We start from the raw sequence: 17973 nt of genomic DNA, 5'->3' as shown, positions 1-17973 counted from the left end.
TACCAGGCTCGGGCGAGCCGTGTCAGCGGCGGACGAGCGGGGCGAGGCCCTCGCTGCGGGCGGTCGCCTCGCGGTCGCCCGCGATCGTGAGCCAGTTCGCCAGCAGCCGGTGCCCGTGGTCGGTGAGCACGGACTCGGGGTGGAACTGCACGCCGTGGAGCGGCAGGTCGCGGTGCTCCAGGCCCATGACGATGCCGTTCGCGGTGCGCGCGGTGACCCGCAGCGTGTCCGGCACGGTGGCCGGGTCGACGGTGAGCGAGTGGTACCGGGTGGCGGTGAACGGCGTGGGGAGCCCGGCGAAGACACCGGTGCCGTCGTGCTCGACGAGGGACGTCTTGCCGTGCATGAGCTCGGGCGCGTGGGTGACGGTGGCCCCGAAGAGCTCACCGAGGGCCTGGTGGCCCAGGCACACGCCGAGCATCGGCACCCGGTGCTCGGCGCACGCCGCGATGACGTCGAGCGTGACGCCCGCACCCTTCGGGGTGCCCGGGCCCGGGGAGACGAGGACGGCGTCGACGTCGCGCGGGTCGGTGGTGACGTCGTCGTTGCGCTGGACGACGGCAGTTGCTCCGAGCTGCTCGAGATAGCCGACGATCGTCCAGACGAAGCTGTCGTAGTTGTCGACGACGAGGACGCGGGTCACGGGGCTCCCTCGATGGTGGTCTCGTTGAAGGGCATGTAGGGGGCGATCTGCGGGAACAGCCAGGTGAAGCAGGCGTAGACGACCGCCGCCGCCAGGAGGAGGAGCAGGACGACCCGGAACCACGCGGGCCCGGGGAGCACCCGCCACAACGCGCCGTACATCAGCGTCCCTCCTCGAGCTCGAGCAGCTCGGCCGGCATGCCGTCGTTCTTGTCGACCCAGTGCTGGAACTGGCCGTAGGTGATCCACCGCTCGGCGGCGGAGAACAGGGGGTGGCACGTCGTCAGGGTGATCATCCGCTCCGTGGGCGGGACACCGGGCTCGTTCGGCACCGGCGCGATGACCTCGACCTGCGAGGGGTGGACCACCTCGGACCCGACGACCTCGTAGACGAGGTAGGCGTCGGCGGTCTCGACGACGAGCGAGTCGCCGACGACGATCTGCTCGATCTCCCGGTAGGGCGCGCCGTAGGACTGCCGGTGTGCGGCCGTCGCGAAGTTGCCGACCTCGCCAGGCAGCTGGGTGTCGGGGTAGTGCCCGATGTAGCCCCGGTTGAGGACCGCGCCCAGGCTCACGCCCTCGGCGATCGAGTACTCGTAGTCCGGTCCGAGCCGCGGGACGTGCAGCGTTCCCATGACGTCGCCCTCGCCGCCCACCGTGGGCAGCGGCGGCGGGTCGGTGCGCGGCTCGCCGGGCTGCGGCGGCGCGTCGATGACGTCGCCCTGGCCGCGCCAGTCCTCCAGCACCTGGGCCTGGTGGTTGTTCGCCTCGACGTCCGTCCACCACAGCTGCCACACGACGAAGAGCCCGAGGAGGACGCCGGCGGTGATCATGAGCTCGCCGACGACGCCGACGAGACCGGCGAGGAAGCCACCCCTGCGCTTGCGCGGCCGGGTGCGCCGCGGCGTGCCGTCGTCCGGCTGGCCGGGCAGCCACTCGAGCTGGTCGACGTCCGTGCTGGCCATCGAGGTCCTCTGGTCGCGTCTCACTGGGTCCGGATCAGCGTAGTTCACCCTGCTCGCGCGTGGTCCAGACGAAGGGAGCCCGTGTAGGCGGGCATGTCGATGGCGGGCGTCTCCTCGAGGGACCAGCCCAGACCGACGGCGTCGACGTACTGGAGGTAGACCTGCACCCCGGGGGCGGCCTCGACGGCGGCGGCGAGCTCCTGCGGGTCCCCGATGGCCGAGACGCGGTAGGGCGGGGAGTAGTGGCGGCCGTGGAGCAGGAGGACGTTGCCCACGCAGCGCACGGAGGAGGTCGAGGTGATCCGCTGGTCCTGGATCATCATCGCCTCGGCTCCGCCCGTCCACAGGGCGTTGATGACCGCCTCGAGGTCCTGCTGGTGGACGACGAGGTCGTCGGGGTGCAGGCCGCTGGCGGCGAGGTCCGGCGGGGCGGGGGCGTCCCACAGCTCGACGACGACGCCCGGCCCGGTCACCGGCGTCTGCCCGGCGGCGAGGGCGGTGAGCGCGCCCGCCTCCGGGTCCGGCGCGGCCGGCGGCTGCTCCCGGGCCACGAGATCGGCGCGCTCCTGGCGCAGCCGGGCGACCTCCTCCTCGTTCTCCTCCAGCCGGGCAGTCTCGACGCGGGCGAGGTCGACGAGGTTGGTGGCGGACCGGTCCGCCTCGTCCTCGAAGAGCGTGGCGCTGGTGGCGAAGAGGAGGCCGGCGAGCGCGGCGACGAGACCGACGGCCACCGAACCGTTCCAGTGCGAGCCCTTCAGCGAGCGAGCCATCGTCCACATCCTCCTTTCCCGAGCAGGGGCGTGCCCTTCTTCGGCGTTCCGCCCACTACGCTAGGGGAGGCGTCGCGTGCCAGGAAGGGCAGGCGACACCGCGACCGTACCGAGGTACCGCCGGCCGGGCGGGACACCGAAGGAGAGCTGACAGTGCCGGAGTCCAAGCGCCGCAAGAACAAGGCGACGTACACGCCCCCGCCCACGCCTGCCCAGCCCAAGGAGAGCCCGCGCTGGTGGGTGCCCACCGCCGTCGTCCTCATGGTCGTCGGCATGCTGTGGGTGGTCATCACCTACATCATCCAGGCTGCCGGCCCCATCCCGGGCATCGGGAACCTCAACCTGGCGATCGGGTTCGTCGTCCTGCTCGTCGGGTTCCTCATGACCCTGCGCTGGCGGTAGTCCGCCAGTCCACGGAGCGCCGGTCCAGTGCTGGACCGGCGCTTCGTCGTCTCCGGGTGTCTCGTCCCCGGCTGTGCCCACAGGTGTGGAGCAACCTGTGGAGAACTACAGCGGTGTAACTTCCCCAGGTGTGCACAAACCTGTGGAGAACTACATGGTTGTCATTTCCCCAGGTGCACAGGTGTGCACAACCCTGTGGAGAACTACATCTGTGTAACTCAGGAGATCGCGTACTTCGCGGCAGCGAGGACGACGAGGAGCACGGTGACCCCCACGGTGGCCACGACACTCACCGCGGTCCGGCGGTCGCGCGGCGCGTAGACGTAGGCGGCGGACAGCAGGAGGCCGGTGAGCAGGCCACCGACGTGCGCCTGCCAGGCGACGTTGGGGATGACGAACCCGAGCACGGCGTTGATCGCGATGAGCACGACGATCTGGGTCGTGTCCCGCCCGAGGCGGCGCAGAGCGAGCCCGATCGCGCCGAAGAGGCCGAACACCGCGCCGGAGGCACCGACGACGGGGGTGACCCAGTCGTGCTCGAAGGGGGAGGCGAACAGCAGGACGCCAACCGAGCCGCCGAGGGCGCTCACGAGAAACAGGGCGGCGAACCGCCAGCGCCCCAGGGCCGGCTCGAGCACCGAGCCGACGATCCACAGGGCGTACATGTTCACCGCGAGATGGAGGAACCCGCCGTGGAGGAACGCGGCGGTGAGGAACCGGTGCGGCTCGAGCTCACCGAGGGCCGGCATGAAGTACGCCGGCGTGCTCAGGCCCGGGAACACCCGCTGGGCGGCGTAGGCGAGCACGCACAGGGCGACGAACGTCATCGTGACCACTGGCCGCCCGCTGTGGACCTTGGCCCCGAAGACCGTGCGGCGGGCGGGCATCGCCGCCTGCGCCCTGGCGACGCAGTCGACGCACTGGACGCCCACCGCTGCCGGTCGCTGGCACTCGGGGCACACGGGCCGGTCGCAGCGTTGGCACCGCACGTACGAGACGCGGTCGGGGTGCCGCGGGCAGACCGGCGGCTGGGCGCCGCCGGCCTGCCCGTAGGGACTGGCGGTCATCTGCTCAGTCGGTGACGGTGATCGAGGAGATGACGACGTCCTCGACCGGACGGTCGCCCGGGCCGGTGGGGACGGCGCTGATCTTGTCGACGACGGCGCGGCTCTCGGCGTCCGCGACGCGACCGAAGATCGTGTGCTTGCCCTGCAGCCAGGTCGTGGGCGCGGTCGTGATGAAGAACTGCGAGCCGTTGGTGCCGCGGCCGCCGATCTTCCCGGCGTTGGCCATCGCCAGCATGTAGGGCTGGGTGAAGTCGAGCTCCGGGTGGATCTCGTCGTCGAAGGTGTAGCCGGGGCCGCCGCGCCCAGAGCCCAGCGGGTCGCCGCCCTGGATCATGAAGTTCGGGATGATCCGGTGGAAGATCACGCCGTCGTACAGGGGGTCGTTCGACTCCTGGCCCGTCGCCGGGTTGGTCCAGGTCCGCTCGCCCTTGGCGAGGGAGACGAAGTTCTCCACGGTCTTGGGGGCGTGGTGGGGGAACAGCTCGATGACGATGTCCCCGAGGTTCGTGTGCACAGTTGCTTCCATACCGCCGATCCTTTCACGCCGCAGCGAGCGGGCGCAGCGCGAGAATCCGCCGTAGGAATGGTGCGCCGGTCCACCCTTGATGGGACTATGGCCGCACGTACCTGAAAGCCACGAGGGAGAGCACATGTCGCGCAAGCCGAAGATCAGCGAGATCGACGCCGAGAAGGTGCGCCAGCAGGCAGCGGACCTCGGCCACACCCTCACCGAGCAGGCCTCGCGGGCCACCGAGGCCGCGGCCGCCCTGGCAGGGCAGGGGAAGGTGTGGGCGACCGACGTCGCCGCCCCGAAGATCGACAAGGCGTGGCGCGAGGGCGTCTCCGTCGCCGCCCCGAAGATCGAGGCTGCGGCCGGCAAGGCCCGCCCTGCCGTCGACCACGCTCGCGACAAGATCGTCGACGACTACCTGCCGCGCGTCCAGAAGGCGATGCACGACGCCGCCGAGGCCGCCGCGAAGGAGAACGGCGCCAAGGGCAAGGCCGTCAAGGCCGGCAAGGCCGCCCAGAAGGCGCTCACCACGAAGCCGAAGAAGCGCGGCGGCAAGGGCAAGGCCCTGGGCTGGGTGCTCGTCGGCACCGCGGCCGCCGGCACCGGCTACCTCCTGTGGCGCCGCACGCAGCCCGTCGACGACCCGTGGGCCGAGGAGTACTGGGAGGACACGACGGTGACCACCGTCGCCGAGGTCTCCACGGCCCCCGCCGGTGTCGAGGACGGTGAGCCCGCCGCCGACGCCGAGATCGTCGCCGCCGAGGCCGGCGCCGCTGCCGGTGCCACCGACGAGCTCACCGACCCCATCGACAAGGGCCGCGGCGAGACCGACGTCGACGACACCCGCAACGCCTGACCAGAACCACACACGATGCCCGGGGCCCTGGTGGTCCCGGGCATCGTCGTCCCCCTGAGGAGGAACACCCGATGAGCGACGACGTCCACGCGCTGGCCGCGCACGTCTTCGACCTCGCCCGCGGCGGTGAGGCCGACGCGCTGGCCGCGTACCTGGACGCAGGTGCCCCCGTCGACCTCACGAACGACAAGGGCGACTCCCTGCTCATCCTGGCGAGCTACCACGAGCACGAGGACACGGTCGCGCTGCTCCTCGAGCGTGGCGCCGACGTCTCGCGGCTCAACGACCGTGGCCAGAGCGCCCTCGTCTGTGCCGTGTTCAAGCAGGCGCCGGGGATCGTGCGCCGCCTCGTGGCCGCCGGTGCGGACCCGGACGCCGGGACCCCGAGCGCCCGCGCGACCGCGCAGTACTTCGGAGCCACCGAGATCGCCGCGCTGCTCGAGGGCTGACCCGGTTGTCCCACACCGCCTCGTACAGCCGCCGTGCGTAGAGCAGCGTGCCTGCCTCCCTGATGAGAGCGGTCGATGCCGCGAACACCTCGTCGTCGTGCGGGTAGAGGGCGAAGTACCGACCCCTCCCTCGCCGCAGGCCCAGGGCTCTTTGCCGACTCCGCCTACGCCTGGCAGGCGGCGGACAAGCTCGTGTGGTCCACGACCCTCACCGAGCCGGCGCCGCGGCACACCCGCATCGAGCGCCGCTTCGACGCCTCGGCGGTGCGCGCGCCCAAGGAGACAGCCACACGTGACCTCACCGTGGGCGGCGCGAAGCTGGCCGGCAACGGCTGCTGTGGTTCACCCCGGCGCTCGGCACGGACAGTGCGGACGCGCTGGAGATGCTCGCGGTCGTCGGGACGCAGGATCTCGAGCCGCGGTGAGGTCGGCCAGATGCCGTGGTGGAGCCAACGGGACTCGAACCCGTAACCCCCTGCTTGCAAAGCAGGTGCGCTACCAATTGCGCCATGGCCCCGATGCCGGCGACGTGGCCGGCGGGGGAATGCTACCCGCGCTCAGTGGGCGGTGGAGGCCTCGGGCGCCTCGGGGAAGGTGTTCCCGCCGAAGCTGTCGGTGACCTCCTGCCACAGGGCCCGCTCCTCGCGGTCGGCCCGGACCTTCGCCCAGACGGCGTAGCCTGCTGCCGCCAGGGCGGCGACTCCGAGAAGCTTCTTCATGGGTTGCCTCCGTGGTGGTCGTGTGGGCCTAGCTGGACTCGAACCAGCGACCTCTTCCTTATCAGGGAAGCGCTCTAACCGTCTGAGCTATAGGCCCGTCGCACCCGGTGACGCCTCATGGGTGCCGGATGAGACTACCCCAGGGCCGCGGCCCTGCCCAAACCTGGACCGGGCCCCGGGGACGTCGTGTTCGCCACACTCAGTCGTCGGTGAGCGTGAGGTGCACGCCGCCGACGAGCGCCGCGACGATGTTGTAGAGGAACGCGCCCAGCGTCGCGAGGGCGGTGAGGAGCAGGATGTCGACGACGGCGATGATCGCCGCCATCGAGACCACGCGGTCGAACTGGACGTAGTCCATGAGCCGGAGGAAGTTCTCCGAGTCGAGGGTGACGAGCAGCTCCTCGATGTCGGCGAAGACGTGCATCGAGTCGAGCACGAGCCACATGGCGGCCGCGGCGACGACGATGCCGATGCCGATGGCGATCGACAGGAGGAAGGACAGCTTCATCACCGACCACGGGTCCACCCGCGCGACCGACAGGCGCACGCGCCGCGGGCCGGAGGAGGGACGGGCGGCAGCGCGCGGCTCACTCTTGCCGGCGGCCGGCCCCTGGGCGGTCTGCGTCGCCCCCGCAGCAGCCGCGGGACGCTCCGTCGTCGAGGACTGGGCGCCGTAGCGCGGCGCCGTCGCCGACCCGCCGGAGACCTGACCGGTGCGCACGGCGCTGGCGCCGCCGACCGGGGCGGTCTGGTCGGGGTGGGGGACCACCGGGTGCTCGGAGACGCCCTTGGCGGCCGCGAAGCGCTCAGCGAGGCTGGTGCGGATCGCCGTGCGGTCCTGGGACGTCGTGGCCCCTGTGCCGGGCTCGGTGGCGGCCGGACGCGTCACGTCCTCCGGCCCGGGAGTGCTGGTGCTCATGACTGTCCTCCATCGTCACCCTCGGCGGGCTCCTCGGCTTCCTCGGGTGACGCTACGCCATCGGCGTCGCGCTCGGCGTTCCGTGCGACGGCGATGATGCGGTCCCCGTTGTCGGGCTTGGCGAAGATGACACCCTGGGTGTTGCGACCGGTGAGGTTGACCTCCTCCACCGCCGACCGGACGATCTTGCCGCCCTCCATGATGACCATGACCTCGTCGTCAGGCTTGGTGAGCAGCGCGCCGACGAGGTCCCCGCGGGCCTCGACGAGGTTGGCGACCTTGATGCCGAGACCGCCGCGACCCTGCACCCGGTACTCCTCGATGGCGGTGCGCTTGGCGAACCCGCCCTCGGTGACGACGAAGAGCGCCGAGCTCTCGTGACCCGGGTGGACGACGTCCATCGCGAGCAGCTCGTCGTCGCCGCGGAACTTCATGCCGGTGACGCCGGAGGTCGAGCGGCCCATCGGGCGCAGCGCCTCGTCGGTCGCGGTGAAGCGGATCGACTGCCCCTTGCGCGAGACGAGCAGGAGGTCGTCATCGCTGTTGGCGAGGCCGGCGGACACGACGCGGTCGCGCCGGCCCTCCTCGTCCTCGCGGAGGTTGATCGCGATGATGCCGCCGGTGCGGTTGGTGTCGTACTCGCCGAGGCGGGTCTTCTTCACCAGGCCGCGCTGGGTGGCCAGGACGAGGTAGTCCGCGTCGTCGTAGCTGCGCAGGGCGAGCACCTGGGCGATGCGCTCGTCCGGCTGGAAGGCCAGCAGGTTCGCCACGTGCTGGCCCTTGGAGTCACGCCCGCCCTCGGGCAGCTCGTACCCCTTGGCCCGGTAGACCCGGCCCATGTTCGTGAAGAACAGCAGCCACTGGTGGGTCGTGGTGACGAAGAAGTGCTCGACGATGTCGTCCTCGCGCAGCTGCGTGCCGCGCACGCCCTTGCCGCCACGACGCTGGGAGCGGTAGTTGTCGGTGCGGGTGCGCTTGACGTAGCCGCCACGGGTGATCGTGACGACGACGTCCTCCTCGGGGATGAGGTCCTCGATCGACATGTCGCCCTCGTAGGGGACGACCGTCGTGCGCCGCTCGTCGCCGTACTTCGCGACGATCGTGCCGAGCTCCTCCGACACGATCCGGCGCTGGCGCTCCGGAGAGGCGAGGATGTCCTTGTACTCGCGGATCTCCCCCTCGATCTTGTCGTGCTCGTCGACGATCTTCTGGCGCTCGAGGGCGGCCAGGCGGCGCAGCTGCATCGCGAGGATGGCGTCGGCCTGGATCTCGTCGATGTCGAGCAGGTCCATGAGGCCCCCGCGCGCGGCGTCCCCACTCTCCGAGCGCCGGATGAGGGCGATGACCTCGTCGAGCATCTCTAGCGCCTTGAGCTGGCCGCGCAGGATGTGGATGCGCTCCTCGGCCCGCTTGAGCAGGAACCGCGTACGACGCACGATGACGTCGATCTGGTGGTTCACCCAGTGCCGGACGAACGCGTCGAGGCTCAGCGTGCGGGGCACGCCGTCGACGAGCGCGAGCATGTTCGCCGGGAAGTTGTCCTGCAGCTGGGTGTGCTTGTAGAGGTTGTTGAGCACGACCTTGGCGACGGCGTCACGCTTGAGGATGATGACGAGCCGCTGGCCGGCGCGGCCGGAGGACTCGTCGCGCATGTCGGCGATGCCCTGCAGCCGTCCGTCGTGGACGAGCGAGGCGATCTTGGTGACGAGGTTGTCCGGGTTGACCTGGTAGGGCAGCTCGGTGACGACCAGGCACTGCCGGCCCTGGATCTCCTCGACGTTGACCACGGCGCGCTGGGTGATCGAGCCGCGGCCGGTGCGGTAGGCGTCCTCGATGCCGCGGCGGCCGAGGATCGTCGCGCCGGTGGGGAAGTCGGGGCCCTTGATGCGCTCCATGAGCGCCTCGAGCAGCTCCTCCTTGGAGGCCTCGGGGTTCTCGAGGAACCACTGCACACCCTCGGCCACCTCGCGCAGGTTGTGCGGCGGGATGCGCGTGGCCATGCCGACCGCGATGCCCTCCGACCCGTTGACGAGGAGGTTGGGGAAGCGGGCCGGCAGGACGTCCGGCTCCTGGTTCTTCCCGTCGTAGTTGTCGTGGAAGTCGACCGTGTCCTGGTCGATGTCGCGGACCATCTCCATGGCCAGCGGCGCCATCTTGCACTCGGTGTACCGCGGGGCGGCGGCGCCGAGGTTGCCCGCGGAGCCGAAGTTGCCCTGCCCGGCGACGAGTGGGTAGCGCAGCGACCACGGCTGGACCAGGCGCACGAGGGCGTCGTAGATCGAGGTGTCGCCGTGGGGGTGGTACTGCCCCATGACCTCACCGACGACGCGCGAGCACTTGTTGAACGACGCGTCGGGCCGGTACCCGCCGTCGTACATCGCGTAGAGCACGCGGCGGTGCACCGGCTTGAGGCCGTCACGCACGTCCGGCAGCGCACGCCCGACGATGACGCTCATCGCGTAGTCGAGGTACGAGCGCTGCATCTCGAGGGTCAGGTCGACCTGCTCGATGTGGTCGGCTGGGGGCTGGGTCACTGTCGTCCTTCTGTCCGTCTGCGGGAGCGGGTGGGGCGGGGCGCGGGCTAGATGTCCAGGAAGCGCACGTCGCGTGCGTTCCGCTGGATGAACTCACGCCGGGACTCGACGTCCTCGCCCATGAGGACCGAGAACACCTCGTCCGCGGCAGCCGCCTCCCCGACCGTCACCTGTCGCAGGGTGCGCGTCTCGGGGTCCATCGTCGTGTCCCACAGCTCCTGCTCGTTCATCTCGCCGAGACCCTTGTAGCGCTGGATGCCGCTCTCCTTGGGCATCCGCTTGCCGGCGGCCGCGCCCTCGGCGAGCAGCGCGTCCTTCTCCCGGTCGGAGTACACGTACTCGTGCGGCGAGTTGGTCCACTTGAGCCGGTACAGCGGGGGCTGGGCCAGGTACACGTGGCCGTTCTCGATGAGCGGGCGCATGTAGCGGAAGAGCAGCGTGAGCAGCAGCGTGGTGATGTGCTGGCCGTCGACGTCGGCGTCGGCCATGAGCACGATCTTGTGGTACCGGAGCTTGGCGATGTCGAACTCCTCGCCGATGCCGGTGCCGAAGGCCGTGATGAGCGCCTGGATCTCCTGGTTGCCCAGCGCCTTGTCCAGGCGCGCCTTCTCGACGTTGAGGATCTTCCCGCGCAGCGGGAGGATCGCCTGCGTCTCGGGGTCACGGCCCTGGACGGCCGAGCCGCCGGCGGAGTCTCCCTCGACGATGAAGATCTCCGAGCGGCTCGCGTCGCGGCTCGAGCAGTCCTTGAGCTTGCCGGGCATGGAGGCGGACTCCAGCGCGCCCTTCCGGCGGGTGGCCTCGCGCGCCTTGCGGGCCGCCAGCCGGGCCGCGGCCGCCTGCTGGGCCTTGCGGATGACGTCCTTGGCCTCGTTCGGGTGGGAGTCGAGCCAGTCGCCGAGGTGGCTGTAGACGACCTGCTGCACGTAGGTGCGAGCCTCGGTGTTGCCGAGCTTCGTCTTCGTCTGGCCCTCGAACTGCGGCTCGCCGAGCTTGACGGAGATGACGGCGGTGAGGCCCTCGCGGATGTCGTCACCCGTGAGGTTGTCGTCCTTGTCCTTGAGGATGTTCTTGTCCTTGGCGTACCGGTTGATCAGCGAGGTGAGCGCCGCGCGGAAGCCCTCCTCGTGGGTGCCGCCTTCGGAGGTGTTGATCGTGTTCGCGTAGGTGTGGACGGACTCGGAGTACGCGCTCGTCCACTGCATCGCGATCTCGACGGAGATCTTCCGGTCCTGGTCCTCGGCCTCGATGTCGATGATCTCGGGGTTGATGAGATCGACCTTCTTGGCGGAGTTGAGGTGCTGGACGTAGTCCTGCAGGCCGTTGGCGTACTGGTAGACGACCTCGCGGTGGCCCTCGTGGGCGTCGTCCGACGAGCCCTTCTCGTCGCCGGTGACCTCGTCGCCGGCGTCGGTGACGCCGGCCCGCTCGTCGGTGAGCGCGATGCGCAGGCCCTTGTTGAGGAAGGCCATCTGCTGGAAGCGGGCGCGGAGGGTCTCGAAGTCGAAGTCGGTGGTCTCGAAGATGTCCGCGTTGGGCCAGAACGTCACCGTCGTGCCGGTCTTGTCGGTGGTGCCGACCTCTGCGAGGGGCGCGGTGGGCACGCCGTCCTGGTAGCTCTGCCGCCAGATCGCGCCGTCCCGGTGGACCTCGACGATGAGGCGGGTGGACAGGGCGTTGACGACGGAGACGCCGACGCCGTGCAGACCGCCGGAGACGGCGTAGCCGCCGCCGCCGAACTTGCCGCCGGCGTGGAGGACGGTGAGGACGACCTCGACGGCCGGCTTGCCCTCGGACTCGACGATGTCGACGGGGATGCCGCGGCCGTCGTCGATGACGCGCACGCCGCCGTCCTCGAGGATGGTGATGTCGATGGTGGTCGCGTGCCCGGCCAGTGCCTCGTCGACCGAGTTGTCGACCACCTCGTAGACCAGGTGGTGCAGGCCGCGCTCACCGGTGGACCCGATGTACATGCCGGGGCGCTTACGGACCGCCTCGAGGCCTTCGAGAACCGTGATGTTCGTTGCGTCGTACCCGGCTTCCTGCGGGCTCGTGCCGGTGCTCGGGGGCGTCTCGTCAGCCACTGTCTGGCGCTCTCCTCATCAGTTGTCGCGGCGCAGCACCGCACCGTCACCTGGTTCGGGACGGTGGGCCGGCACCACAGCTGCCCCCGGTGTGCGACTCCTGCCGACTCCCGCGGGCGGGGTCACCCGATTCTACTGCGTCGGTGCCTGAATCACCGCATATCCACAGCTTCATCCACAGTGTGACGCGCGTCGTGGCGCGGCTTCCGGGCTGCTCAGCCGTACGTGTCGCGTGGTCCGCGCCCGCGCACCGACCGCGGCCCTCGGGTCCACGTGGGGCCGCCCGGTCCCCGGATGACGATCTCGGTGACGGTGTCCTCCCCGACCTCCTCGGCGAGCCGTCGCTCGAGCTGGGGCTGGAGCAGTCGCAGCTGGGTCGCCCACGCCGTGGAGTCGGCCCGCAGCACGAGGACGGAGTCGTCGAAGGTCTCGACGACGCAGTGCTCGGCGAGGTGGTCACCGACGATCTCGCGCCACCGTCCGACGACGCCGCCCATGCTCACCGGCGCGCTCCAGCCGCGCTCGGCGAACATCTTGTCGACGATCGGCCCGAGCGGCTGCGGGTCACGGCGGGAAGGGCCTGCGCCGCTGCCGACGTCCCCGAGCCCGGGGCCCGGACGAAAACGTCGTGAGCCCGGCGCCGGGCGCCCGGGCGCGGTGCGCCGCAGCCCCTTGGCCGCGGCGGCGGCGCGGGCACGGGCCAGCGCCTGGCGCGCCGCGTCGGGGCTCTCCTCCGCGGCGGGGGTGTCGGCGCCGTCCGCGGCCGCCTGGTCCTTCTCCGGCCGGTCAGTCACGGGTCACCTGCCCTCCCGCGACGGTGAAGCGCGCCCCGGCGAGGGCCTCGGGCACGTCCTCGGGCACCGCGGCGGTGAGCAGCACCTGCTCGGCGCCGGCGACCATCGCGGCGAGCCGTTCCCGGCGCCGCACGTCGAGCTCGGCGAAGACGTCGTCGAGGATGAGGATCGGGCCGCCGTCGTCGTCCTCCTTGAGCACCTCGAAGGAGGCCAGTCGCAGCGCCAGCGCGTAGGACCACGACTCCCCGTGGCTCGCATAGCCCTTGGCGGGCAGGCCACCGAGGGTGAGGACGAGGTCGTCGCGGTGCGGGCCGACGAGGCTGACGCCGCGGTCGATCTCCTTGCTCCGCAGCGCGCCCATCGCCGCGACGAGCCGTTCGGTGAGGGCGGGGACGTCGGTGAGCGCGTCCTCCTCCTCCGCCGTCGCCTCACCCTCGCCGTCGACGGCGAGCAGTGCGGAGCGGTAACCCAGACGGGCCTCGCTCTGCCCGGCGCTGACCTCCTCGTAGGCCTGCGCGGTGAGGGGGCGCAGGCGCCGGAGCAGCTCGACGCGCGCCGCGACGATCTGGGCGCCGGCGGCGGCGAGGTGGCCGTCCCACACGTCGAGCGTGGACAGGTCGGGCCCGCTGCCCCCGCGCCGGCGCGCGGCGCCGGCCGACTTCAGCAGCGCGCCGCGCTGGCGCAGGATCTTGTCGTACTCGCTGCGCACGCCCGCCAGCCGCGGGGTGAGCAGGACGAGGAGGTCGTCGAGGAAGCGGCGGCGCGCCGACGGGTCGCCCTTGACGAGCTCGAGGTCCTCCGGCGCGAAGACGACGCTGCGGACGATGCCGAGGACGTCACGGGTGCGGCTGACCGGCGAGCGGTTGAGCCGGGCCCGGTTGGCGCGACCGGCGACGATCTCGAGCTCGACGAGCGTCTCGCGGCCCCCGCGCACGGCCTTGGCCCGGATCACCGCCCCGCCGGCGCCCTGCCGCACGAGCGCGGCGTCGGAGGCGACCCTGTGGCTGGAGAACGTGCCCAGGTAGGCGACCGCCTCGACGATGTTCGTCTTGCCCTGCCCGTTGTTGCCGACGAAGGCCGTGACTCCCGGGTCGAGCGCGAGGACGAGCTCCTCGTAGGACCGGAAGTCGTGCAGGGAGAGGTTGGAGACGTACATCCTCAGCGCTCGTCGGCACGCCGGATCGCGTGGCCTCCGAACTGCTCGCGGAGCGAGGCGACGGCCTTCATCGCAGGGGAGGCCTCCTGCCGGGAGGAGAAGCGGGCGAACAGGGCAGCGGCGATCGTCGGGGCCGGGACGGCGTTGTCGATCGCCTCCTCGAGGGTCCAGCGGCCCTCGCCGGAGTCCGCGGCGTAGTCGTCGATCCGGGCGAGACCCGGGTCCTGCTCGAGGGCGTCGACGAGCAGCTCCAGCAGCCAGGAGCGCACGACGGTCCCCCGCTGCCAGGAGCGCACCACCGCGGTGACGTCGGGGACGAGGTCGGAGCGCGAGGCGATGATCTCGTAGCCCTCGGCGTAGGCCTGCATGAGGCCGTACTCGATGCCGTTGTGGACCATCTTGGAGAAGTGCCCGGCGCCGACGGGCCCCGCGTGGACGAAGCCCTCCTCTCGGGGCCCCTCGGGACGCAGGGCCTCGAAGATGGGCATCGCGCGTTCGACGTCCTCGGCGCTGCCGCCGACCATCGTGCCGTAGCCGTACTCGCGGCCCCACACGCCGCCGGAGATCCCCGCGTCGACGTAGCCGATGCCACGCTCGGCCAGCATGGCGGCGTTCTCCTGGTCGTCGCGGTAGTAGGAGTTCCCGCCCTCGATGACCAGGTCGCCCGGGGACAGCAGGGCGGCCAGCGCCTCGAGGGTCGCGTGGGTCGGGGCGCCTGCAGGCACCATGACCCACGCGATGCGCTCGCCCTCGGGGAGGGCGGCGACGAGCTCGGCCAGCGACGGGACGTCGCTGATCGCCGGGTCGGTGTCGTACCCCGTGACGGTGTGGCCCGCGGCCCGGATGCGTTCGCGCATGTTGCCGCCCATGCGGCCCAGTCCAACCATGCCGATGTGCACGTCGGCTCCTCTCGTCGGGGTGCGGGGTCCTTCCCGCGGTGGGTTACCCGGCGAACCGGATGGGCATGAGCAGGTAGCGGAACTCGTCCTCGCTCTCCCCCTCGGCGCTGCCCTGGCCGGTGAGGACCGCGGGCTTGCTCGGGTGGGTGAACGACAGGCGGACGAAGTCGGTGCTCAGGGCGCCGAGGCCGTCGAGCAGGTAGTGCGGGTTGAACGCGGTGACGATGTCCTCACCGACGAGCGTGGCCTCGAGCACCTCGGACGCCTGTGCGTCCTCGCCCTGGCCGGCCTCGAGGACGACCTGGCCCTCGGAGAAGCTCAGCCGGATCGGGGTGTTGCGCTCGGCGACGAGGGAGACGCGGCGAGCGGCCTCGACGAGCGGCCCGGTGGCGATGACGGCGTGCGTCGTCGTCTCGTCCGGGAACAGCCGGCGCACGGGCGGGTAGTCGCCGTCGACGAGCAGCGACGTCGTCTGGCGGCCGCCGGCCGCGAAGCCGATGAGCGAGGCGGAGTCCTGGGCGAGCGCGACGTCGACGGTGCCTGCGCTGGTGAGGGACTTCGCGACGTCGGACAGGGTGCGGGCGCGCACGAGGGCGACAGCGTTGAACGCCGGGTTGCTCGGGTGCCAGGTGAGCTCGCGCAGGGCCAGCCGGTAGCGGTCGGTGGCCATGAGCGTGAGCTTCTCGCCGTCGATCTCCACGCGCACACCGGTGAGCAGCGGCAGCGTCTCGTCGCGGCTGGCCGCGATGCTCACCTGGGCGACAGCCTGGGTGAGGACGTCGGCGTCGATGGTGCCGGAGAGCTCGGGCATCTCGGGCAGCGCGGGGTAGTCCTCGACGGGCATGGTCAGCAGGGTGAAGCGGCTGGCGCCGCAGCGCAGGACGACCTTGGTGCCGTCGAGCGTGAGGTCCACCGGCTTGGCCGGCAGCGCCTTGGCGATGTCGGCCAGCAGGCGCCCGGAGACGAGGACGACTCCCGGCTCCTCGACGGCGGCCGGGACCGTGGAGCGGGCCGAGACGTCGTAGTCGAAGGTCGAGAGGGTCAGTGACCCCTCACTGCTGGCCTCGAGACGGACGCCGGCGAGCACCGGGACCGGTGGACGCACCGGCAGGGAGCGTGCTGTCCAGGCAACGGCCTCGGCGAGGACGTCCCGTTCGACCCTGAGCTTCACGATGTTGACCTCTCTCGCTGCACCACGGCGCAGCGAGTAAGGGCTGCGCACGGGAAACCTTACGCGAGTCGGCCGGTCCTCCGGTCCGGTCTGGGCAGTCGGGGCCCGGACCGTTGTTGTTGTTCACAGGCTGTCTTGAAGAGAGGTCTCGTCATCGTCATCGCTGGTGTGGACACTGTGGAGAAGCGACGTCTGCGCAGGTCAGCCGGGCAGAGACGATGTGGGTACGGGGGCGCACCCTGGTGGGGACAAGTTGGCAGGTCGGTGGATTCGTGTCGTTCGTGTCGGCTGGATCCACGGATCGGGGACAACCTGTCCACTGACAAGTTTCCCTTGTCCACCGCAATCCACAGATTTGTCCACAACTGTGCATTGGCTCCGGAACGCCGAAACGTCCTCCTGGCGCCCTCGAGCGTCACGCCCCGCCGGTGCGGGCCTTCTGCTTGATCCGGTTCGTCAGCTCGGTGACCTGGTTGAAGGTCGAGCGCTTCTCGGCCATCTGCTCGCGGATCTTGCGGTTGGCGTGCATGACGGTCGTGTGGTCGCGCCCGCCGAAGAGCTGACCGATCTTCGGCAGCGACAGCTCGGTGAGCTCGCGGCACAGGTACATGGCGATCTGCCGGGCGTTGACGAGGACCCTCGACCGGTCGGCGCTGCACAGGGCGTCCATCGAGACGGAGAAGTAGTCCGCCGTCTGGCCCATGATCAGCGTCGGGGTGATCTCCTCGCCCTCGGTGTCGGTGATGAAGTCCTTGAGGACCATGACCGCGAGGGACTCGTCGACCGGCTGGCGGTTGAGGTTGGCGAACGCGGTGACCCGGATGAGGGCGCCCTCGAGCTCACGGATGTTCGAGGTGATCCGCGAGGCGATGTAGGACAGGACGGCGTCGTCGATCTCGAGGTTCTCGTTGTTCGCCTTCTTGCGGAGGATGGCGATGCGCGTCTCGAGGTCCGGCGGCTGGACGTCGGTGAGCAGGCCCCACTCGAAGCGCGAGCGCATCCGGTCCTCGAACCCGTTGAGCCGCTTGGGCGCGAGGTCGGAGGTGATGACGACCTGCTTGTTGGCGTTGTGCAGGGTGTTGAAGGTGTGGAAGAACTCCTCCATCGTCTGTTCCTTGCCCTGGAGGAACTGGATGTCGTCGATGAGGAGGACGTCCACCTCGCGGTAGCGGCGCTGGAAGGCCTCGGCCTTGTCGTCACGGATGGAGTTGATGAAGTCGTTGGTGAACTCCTCGGAGTTCACGTACCGCACCCGGACGCTCGGATCCAGGCTGCGGGAGTAGTGGCCGATGGCGTGCAGGAGGTGCGTCTTGCCCAGACCGGAGCCGCCGTAGATGAACAGCGGGTTGTAGGCGCGGGCCGGCGACTCGGCGACGGCGGTGGCGGCCGCGTGGGCGAAGCGGTTGCTCGAGCCGATGACGAAGGTCTCGAAGGTGTACTTCGGGTTGAGCCGGGCGGCGTCGGCCTCGGCGTCGGCGGCGTTGCGGCGGGCATCGGCCGCAGAGCGCTGGCGCACCGCGGCGGACGGCGAGACCGGCGGCTCGGCGTCCTCGGGTGTCTCGGTCTCGGGCACCCGCGGGCTCGTCTCCTCGAGCGTCGGGTCGACGGTGACGGCGAAGCGGACCGGCGAGCCGGCCGACTCGGTGAGCGCCTCGGTGAGGCTCGTGCGTGCCCGGGTCTCGAGGAAATCCTTGGCGAACTCGCTCGGCACGGCGAGGAGGAGGGTGCCGTCGACCGCGCCGAGCGGTCGGGTGAGACGGATGAAGGCCCGCTGGGCGCCGCCGATGTCCCCGTTCTCGGTGAGGATGTCCACAGCCCGTGCCCACAGGCCGGTGATCTCGTCGTTCTCGGGCACAGTGGTCCTCTCGTACAGGGTCGGCAGACGTTTCGAGTGTCGCATCCCCACCCTCGGTCCACATAGTTATCCACAGATGTGCAGAAGCATCGTGAGGGATGGCATAGTCGGACGATGGGCCGCGTGATTGACCGGCGATCGCCGTCTCGCGTATCGTGACTGAGCCGTCCTGACGGCTCT

Annotated in this window: 18 protein-coding genes, 2 tRNA genes and 1 pseudogene; 4 read left to right on the top strand and 17 right to left on the bottom strand. The window is 70.6% G+C overall.

Annotated elements, in window-relative coordinates; all coding sequences use genetic code 11:
• Positions 1-22 precede the first annotated feature (22 nt).
• The 4 genes from FE251_RS00100 to FE251_RS00090 are packed head-to-tail and all read right to left on the bottom strand — an operon-like array spanning position 23 to position 2377.
• On the bottom strand, positions 23-643 hold the full coding sequence (locus tag FE251_RS00100) for an aminodeoxychorismate/anthranilate synthase component II (protein WP_139072240.1): 621 nt from the start codon (positions 641-643) through the stop codon (positions 23-25).
• Positions 640-804: a hypothetical protein gene (locus tag FE251_RS15365; protein WP_168202597.1), complete on the bottom strand. Its 165-nt coding sequence runs from the start codon at positions 802-804 to the stop codon at positions 640-642. Before FE251_RS15365 ends, FE251_RS00100 begins: the two co-directional genes overlap by 4 nt.
• Entirely contained in the window at positions 804-1607 is an 804-nt protein-coding gene (locus FE251_RS00095; RefSeq protein ID WP_139072241.1) for a class E sortase, read from the bottom strand. Before FE251_RS00095 ends, FE251_RS15365 begins: the two co-directional genes overlap by 1 nt.
• Before the next feature lie 44 nt (positions 1608-1651).
• Positions 1652-2377, bottom strand: a complete 726-nt coding sequence (locus tag FE251_RS00090) for a DUF881 domain-containing protein (RefSeq protein ID WP_139947332.1) — start codon at positions 2375-2377, stop codon at positions 1652-1654.
• Positions 2378-2530: 153 nt separating this feature from the next.
• Here FE251_RS00090 and FE251_RS00085 point away from each other — a divergent pair, with 153 nt between their 5' ends.
• Positions 2531-2779 carry a cell division protein CrgA gene (locus FE251_RS00085; protein WP_139072243.1) on the top strand — a complete coding sequence of 83 codons (249 nt, stop codon included), beginning with the start codon at positions 2531-2533 and terminating at the stop codon, positions 2777-2779.
• A 218-nt stretch (positions 2780-2997) separates the two neighbouring features.
• Here the strand turns inward: FE251_RS00085 and FE251_RS00080 are convergent, their stop codons facing one another.
• Together FE251_RS00080 and FE251_RS00075 are read right to left on the bottom strand one after the other, a co-directional pair.
• Complete coding sequence (locus FE251_RS00080; protein WP_230976472.1) at positions 2998-3711, bottom strand: rhomboid family intramembrane serine protease; 714 nt, start codon at positions 3709-3711, stop codon at positions 2998-3000.
• A gap of 139 nt (positions 3712-3850) precedes the next feature.
• Positions 3851-4372 carry a peptidylprolyl isomerase gene (locus FE251_RS00075; protein WP_139072245.1) on the bottom strand — a complete coding sequence of 174 codons (522 nt, stop codon included), beginning with the start codon at positions 4370-4372 and terminating at the stop codon, positions 3851-3853.
• Between the two features lie 124 nt (positions 4373-4496).
• Here FE251_RS00075 and FE251_RS00070 point away from each other — a divergent pair, with 124 nt between their 5' ends.
• The 3 genes and pseudogenes from FE251_RS00070 to FE251_RS16085 form a co-directional block, all read left to right on the top strand.
• Positions 4497-5213, top strand: coding sequence for a hypothetical protein (locus tag FE251_RS00070; protein WP_139072246.1), 717 nt, complete (start codon positions 4497-4499; stop codon positions 5211-5213).
• Between the two features lie 71 nt (positions 5214-5284).
• Positions 5285-5662 carry an ankyrin repeat domain-containing protein gene (locus tag FE251_RS00065; protein ID WP_139947330.1) on the top strand — a complete coding sequence of 126 codons (378 nt, stop codon included), beginning with the start codon at positions 5285-5287 and terminating at the stop codon, positions 5660-5662.
• Positions 5663-5976: 314 nt separating this feature from the next.
• Positions 5977-6087: pseudogene (locus FE251_RS16085) on the top strand (transcriptional regulator); the annotation flags it as partial.
• Between the two features lie 16 nt (positions 6088-6103).
• Here the strand turns inward: FE251_RS16085 and FE251_RS00050 are convergent.
• From FE251_RS00050 to dnaA, 11 genes are all read right to left on the bottom strand, one after another.
• A tRNA-Ala gene (locus FE251_RS00050) sits at positions 6104-6179 on the bottom strand.
• A gap of 40 nt (positions 6180-6219) precedes the next feature.
• The gene (locus tag FE251_RS15360) at positions 6220-6381 is read right to left on the bottom strand and encodes a DLW-39 family protein (RefSeq protein WP_168202596.1); all 162 of its coding nucleotides are present in this window, start codon (positions 6379-6381) and stop codon (positions 6220-6222) included.
• Between the two features lie 23 nt (positions 6382-6404).
• A tRNA-Ile gene (locus tag FE251_RS00045) sits at positions 6405-6478 on the bottom strand.
• A gap of 102 nt (positions 6479-6580) precedes the next feature.
• On the bottom strand, positions 6581-7300 hold the full coding sequence (locus FE251_RS00040) for a DUF3566 domain-containing protein (protein WP_139947328.1): 720 nt from the start codon (positions 7298-7300) through the stop codon (positions 6581-6583).
• A complete protein-coding gene (gyrA, locus tag FE251_RS00035; protein WP_139949201.1) occupies positions 7297-9783 on the bottom strand; it encodes a DNA gyrase subunit A in 2487 nt (828 codons plus the stop codon). The genes FE251_RS00040 and gyrA overlap by 4 nt, the downstream gene beginning before the upstream one ends.
• Before the next feature lie 98 nt (positions 9784-9881).
• Positions 9882-11918, bottom strand: a complete 2037-nt coding sequence (gene gyrB, locus FE251_RS00030; RefSeq protein ID WP_139947326.1) for a DNA topoisomerase (ATP-hydrolyzing) subunit B — start codon at positions 11916-11918, stop codon at positions 9882-9884.
• Positions 11919-12133: 215 nt separating this feature from the next.
• Positions 12134-12712 (bottom strand): DUF721 domain-containing protein, encoded by a 579-nt coding sequence (locus tag FE251_RS00025; RefSeq protein ID WP_139947325.1) that lies wholly within the window; start codon positions 12710-12712, stop codon positions 12134-12136.
• Positions 12705-13868, bottom strand: coding sequence for a DNA replication/repair protein RecF (gene recF, locus FE251_RS00020; RefSeq protein ID WP_139947323.1), 1164 nt, complete (start codon positions 13866-13868; stop codon positions 12705-12707). Before recF ends, FE251_RS00025 begins: the two co-directional genes overlap by 8 nt.
• A gap of 2 nt (positions 13869-13870) precedes the next feature.
• Complete coding sequence (gnd, locus tag FE251_RS00015) at positions 13871-14767, bottom strand: phosphogluconate dehydrogenase (NAD(+)-dependent, decarboxylating) (protein ID WP_223147552.1); 897 nt, start codon at positions 14765-14767, stop codon at positions 13871-13873.
• A gap of 43 nt (positions 14768-14810) precedes the next feature.
• Positions 14811-15938: a DNA polymerase III subunit beta gene (gene dnaN, locus FE251_RS00010; protein ID WP_139072253.1), complete on the bottom strand. Its 1128-nt coding sequence runs from the start codon at positions 15936-15938 to the stop codon at positions 14811-14813.
• Positions 15939-16353: 415 nt separating this feature from the next.
• Positions 16354-17838: a chromosomal replication initiator protein DnaA gene (dnaA, locus tag FE251_RS00005; RefSeq protein WP_139072254.1), complete on the bottom strand. Its 1485-nt coding sequence runs from the start codon at positions 17836-17838 to the stop codon at positions 16354-16356.
• Positions 17839-17973: the final 135 nt, after the last annotated feature.

This window comes from Georgenia wutianyii (assembly GCF_006349365.1).
Lineage (GTDB): Bacteria > Actinomycetota > Actinomycetes > Actinomycetales > Actinomycetaceae > Oceanitalea > Oceanitalea wutianyii.
The sequence above is the reverse complement of the archived record's forward strand: the minus strand, read 5'-3'. Positions and strand labels throughout refer to the sequence as shown.

Excerpts from the sequence above, each read along its gene's own strand:
- FE251_RS15365 (WP_168202597.1), bottom strand. The coding sequence starts at position 804 with ATGTACGGCGCGTTGTGGCGGGTGCTCCCCGGGCCCGCGTGGTTCCGG.
- FE251_RS00095 (WP_139072241.1), bottom strand. The coding sequence starts at position 1,607 with ATGGCCAGCACGGACGTCGACCAGCTCGAGTGGCTGCCCGGCCAGCCG.
- FE251_RS00090 (WP_139947332.1), bottom strand. The coding sequence starts at position 2,377 with ATGGCTCGCTCGCTGAAGGGCTCGCACTGGAACGGTTCGGTGGCCGTC.
- FE251_RS00075 (WP_139072245.1), bottom strand. The coding sequence starts at position 4,372 with ATGGAAGCAACTGTGCACACGAACCTCGGGGACATCGTCATCGAGCTG.
- FE251_RS00070 (WP_139072246.1), top strand. The coding sequence starts at position 4,497 with ATGTCGCGCAAGCCGAAGATCAGCGAGATCGACGCCGAGAAGGTGCGC.
- FE251_RS00065 (WP_139947330.1), top strand. The coding sequence starts at position 5,285 with ATGAGCGACGACGTCCACGCGCTGGCCGCGCACGTCTTCGACCTCGCC.
- FE251_RS15360 (WP_168202596.1), bottom strand. The coding sequence starts at position 6,381 with ATGAAGAAGCTTCTCGGAGTCGCCGCCCTGGCGGCAGCAGGCTACGCC.
- FE251_RS00040 (WP_139947328.1), bottom strand. The coding sequence starts at position 7,300 with ATGAGCACCAGCACTCCCGGGCCGGAGGACGTGACGCGTCCGGCCGCC.
- gyrA (WP_139949201.1), bottom strand. The coding sequence starts at position 9,783 with ATGCAGCGCTCGTACCTCGACTACGCGATGAGCGTCATCGTCGGGCGT.
- recF (WP_139947323.1), bottom strand. The coding sequence starts at position 13,868 with ATGTACGTCTCCAACCTCTCCCTGCACGACTTCCGGTCCTACGAGGAG.
- dnaA (WP_139072254.1), bottom strand. The coding sequence starts at position 17,838 with ATGCGACACTCGAAACGTCTGCCGACCCTGTACGAGAGGACCACTGTG.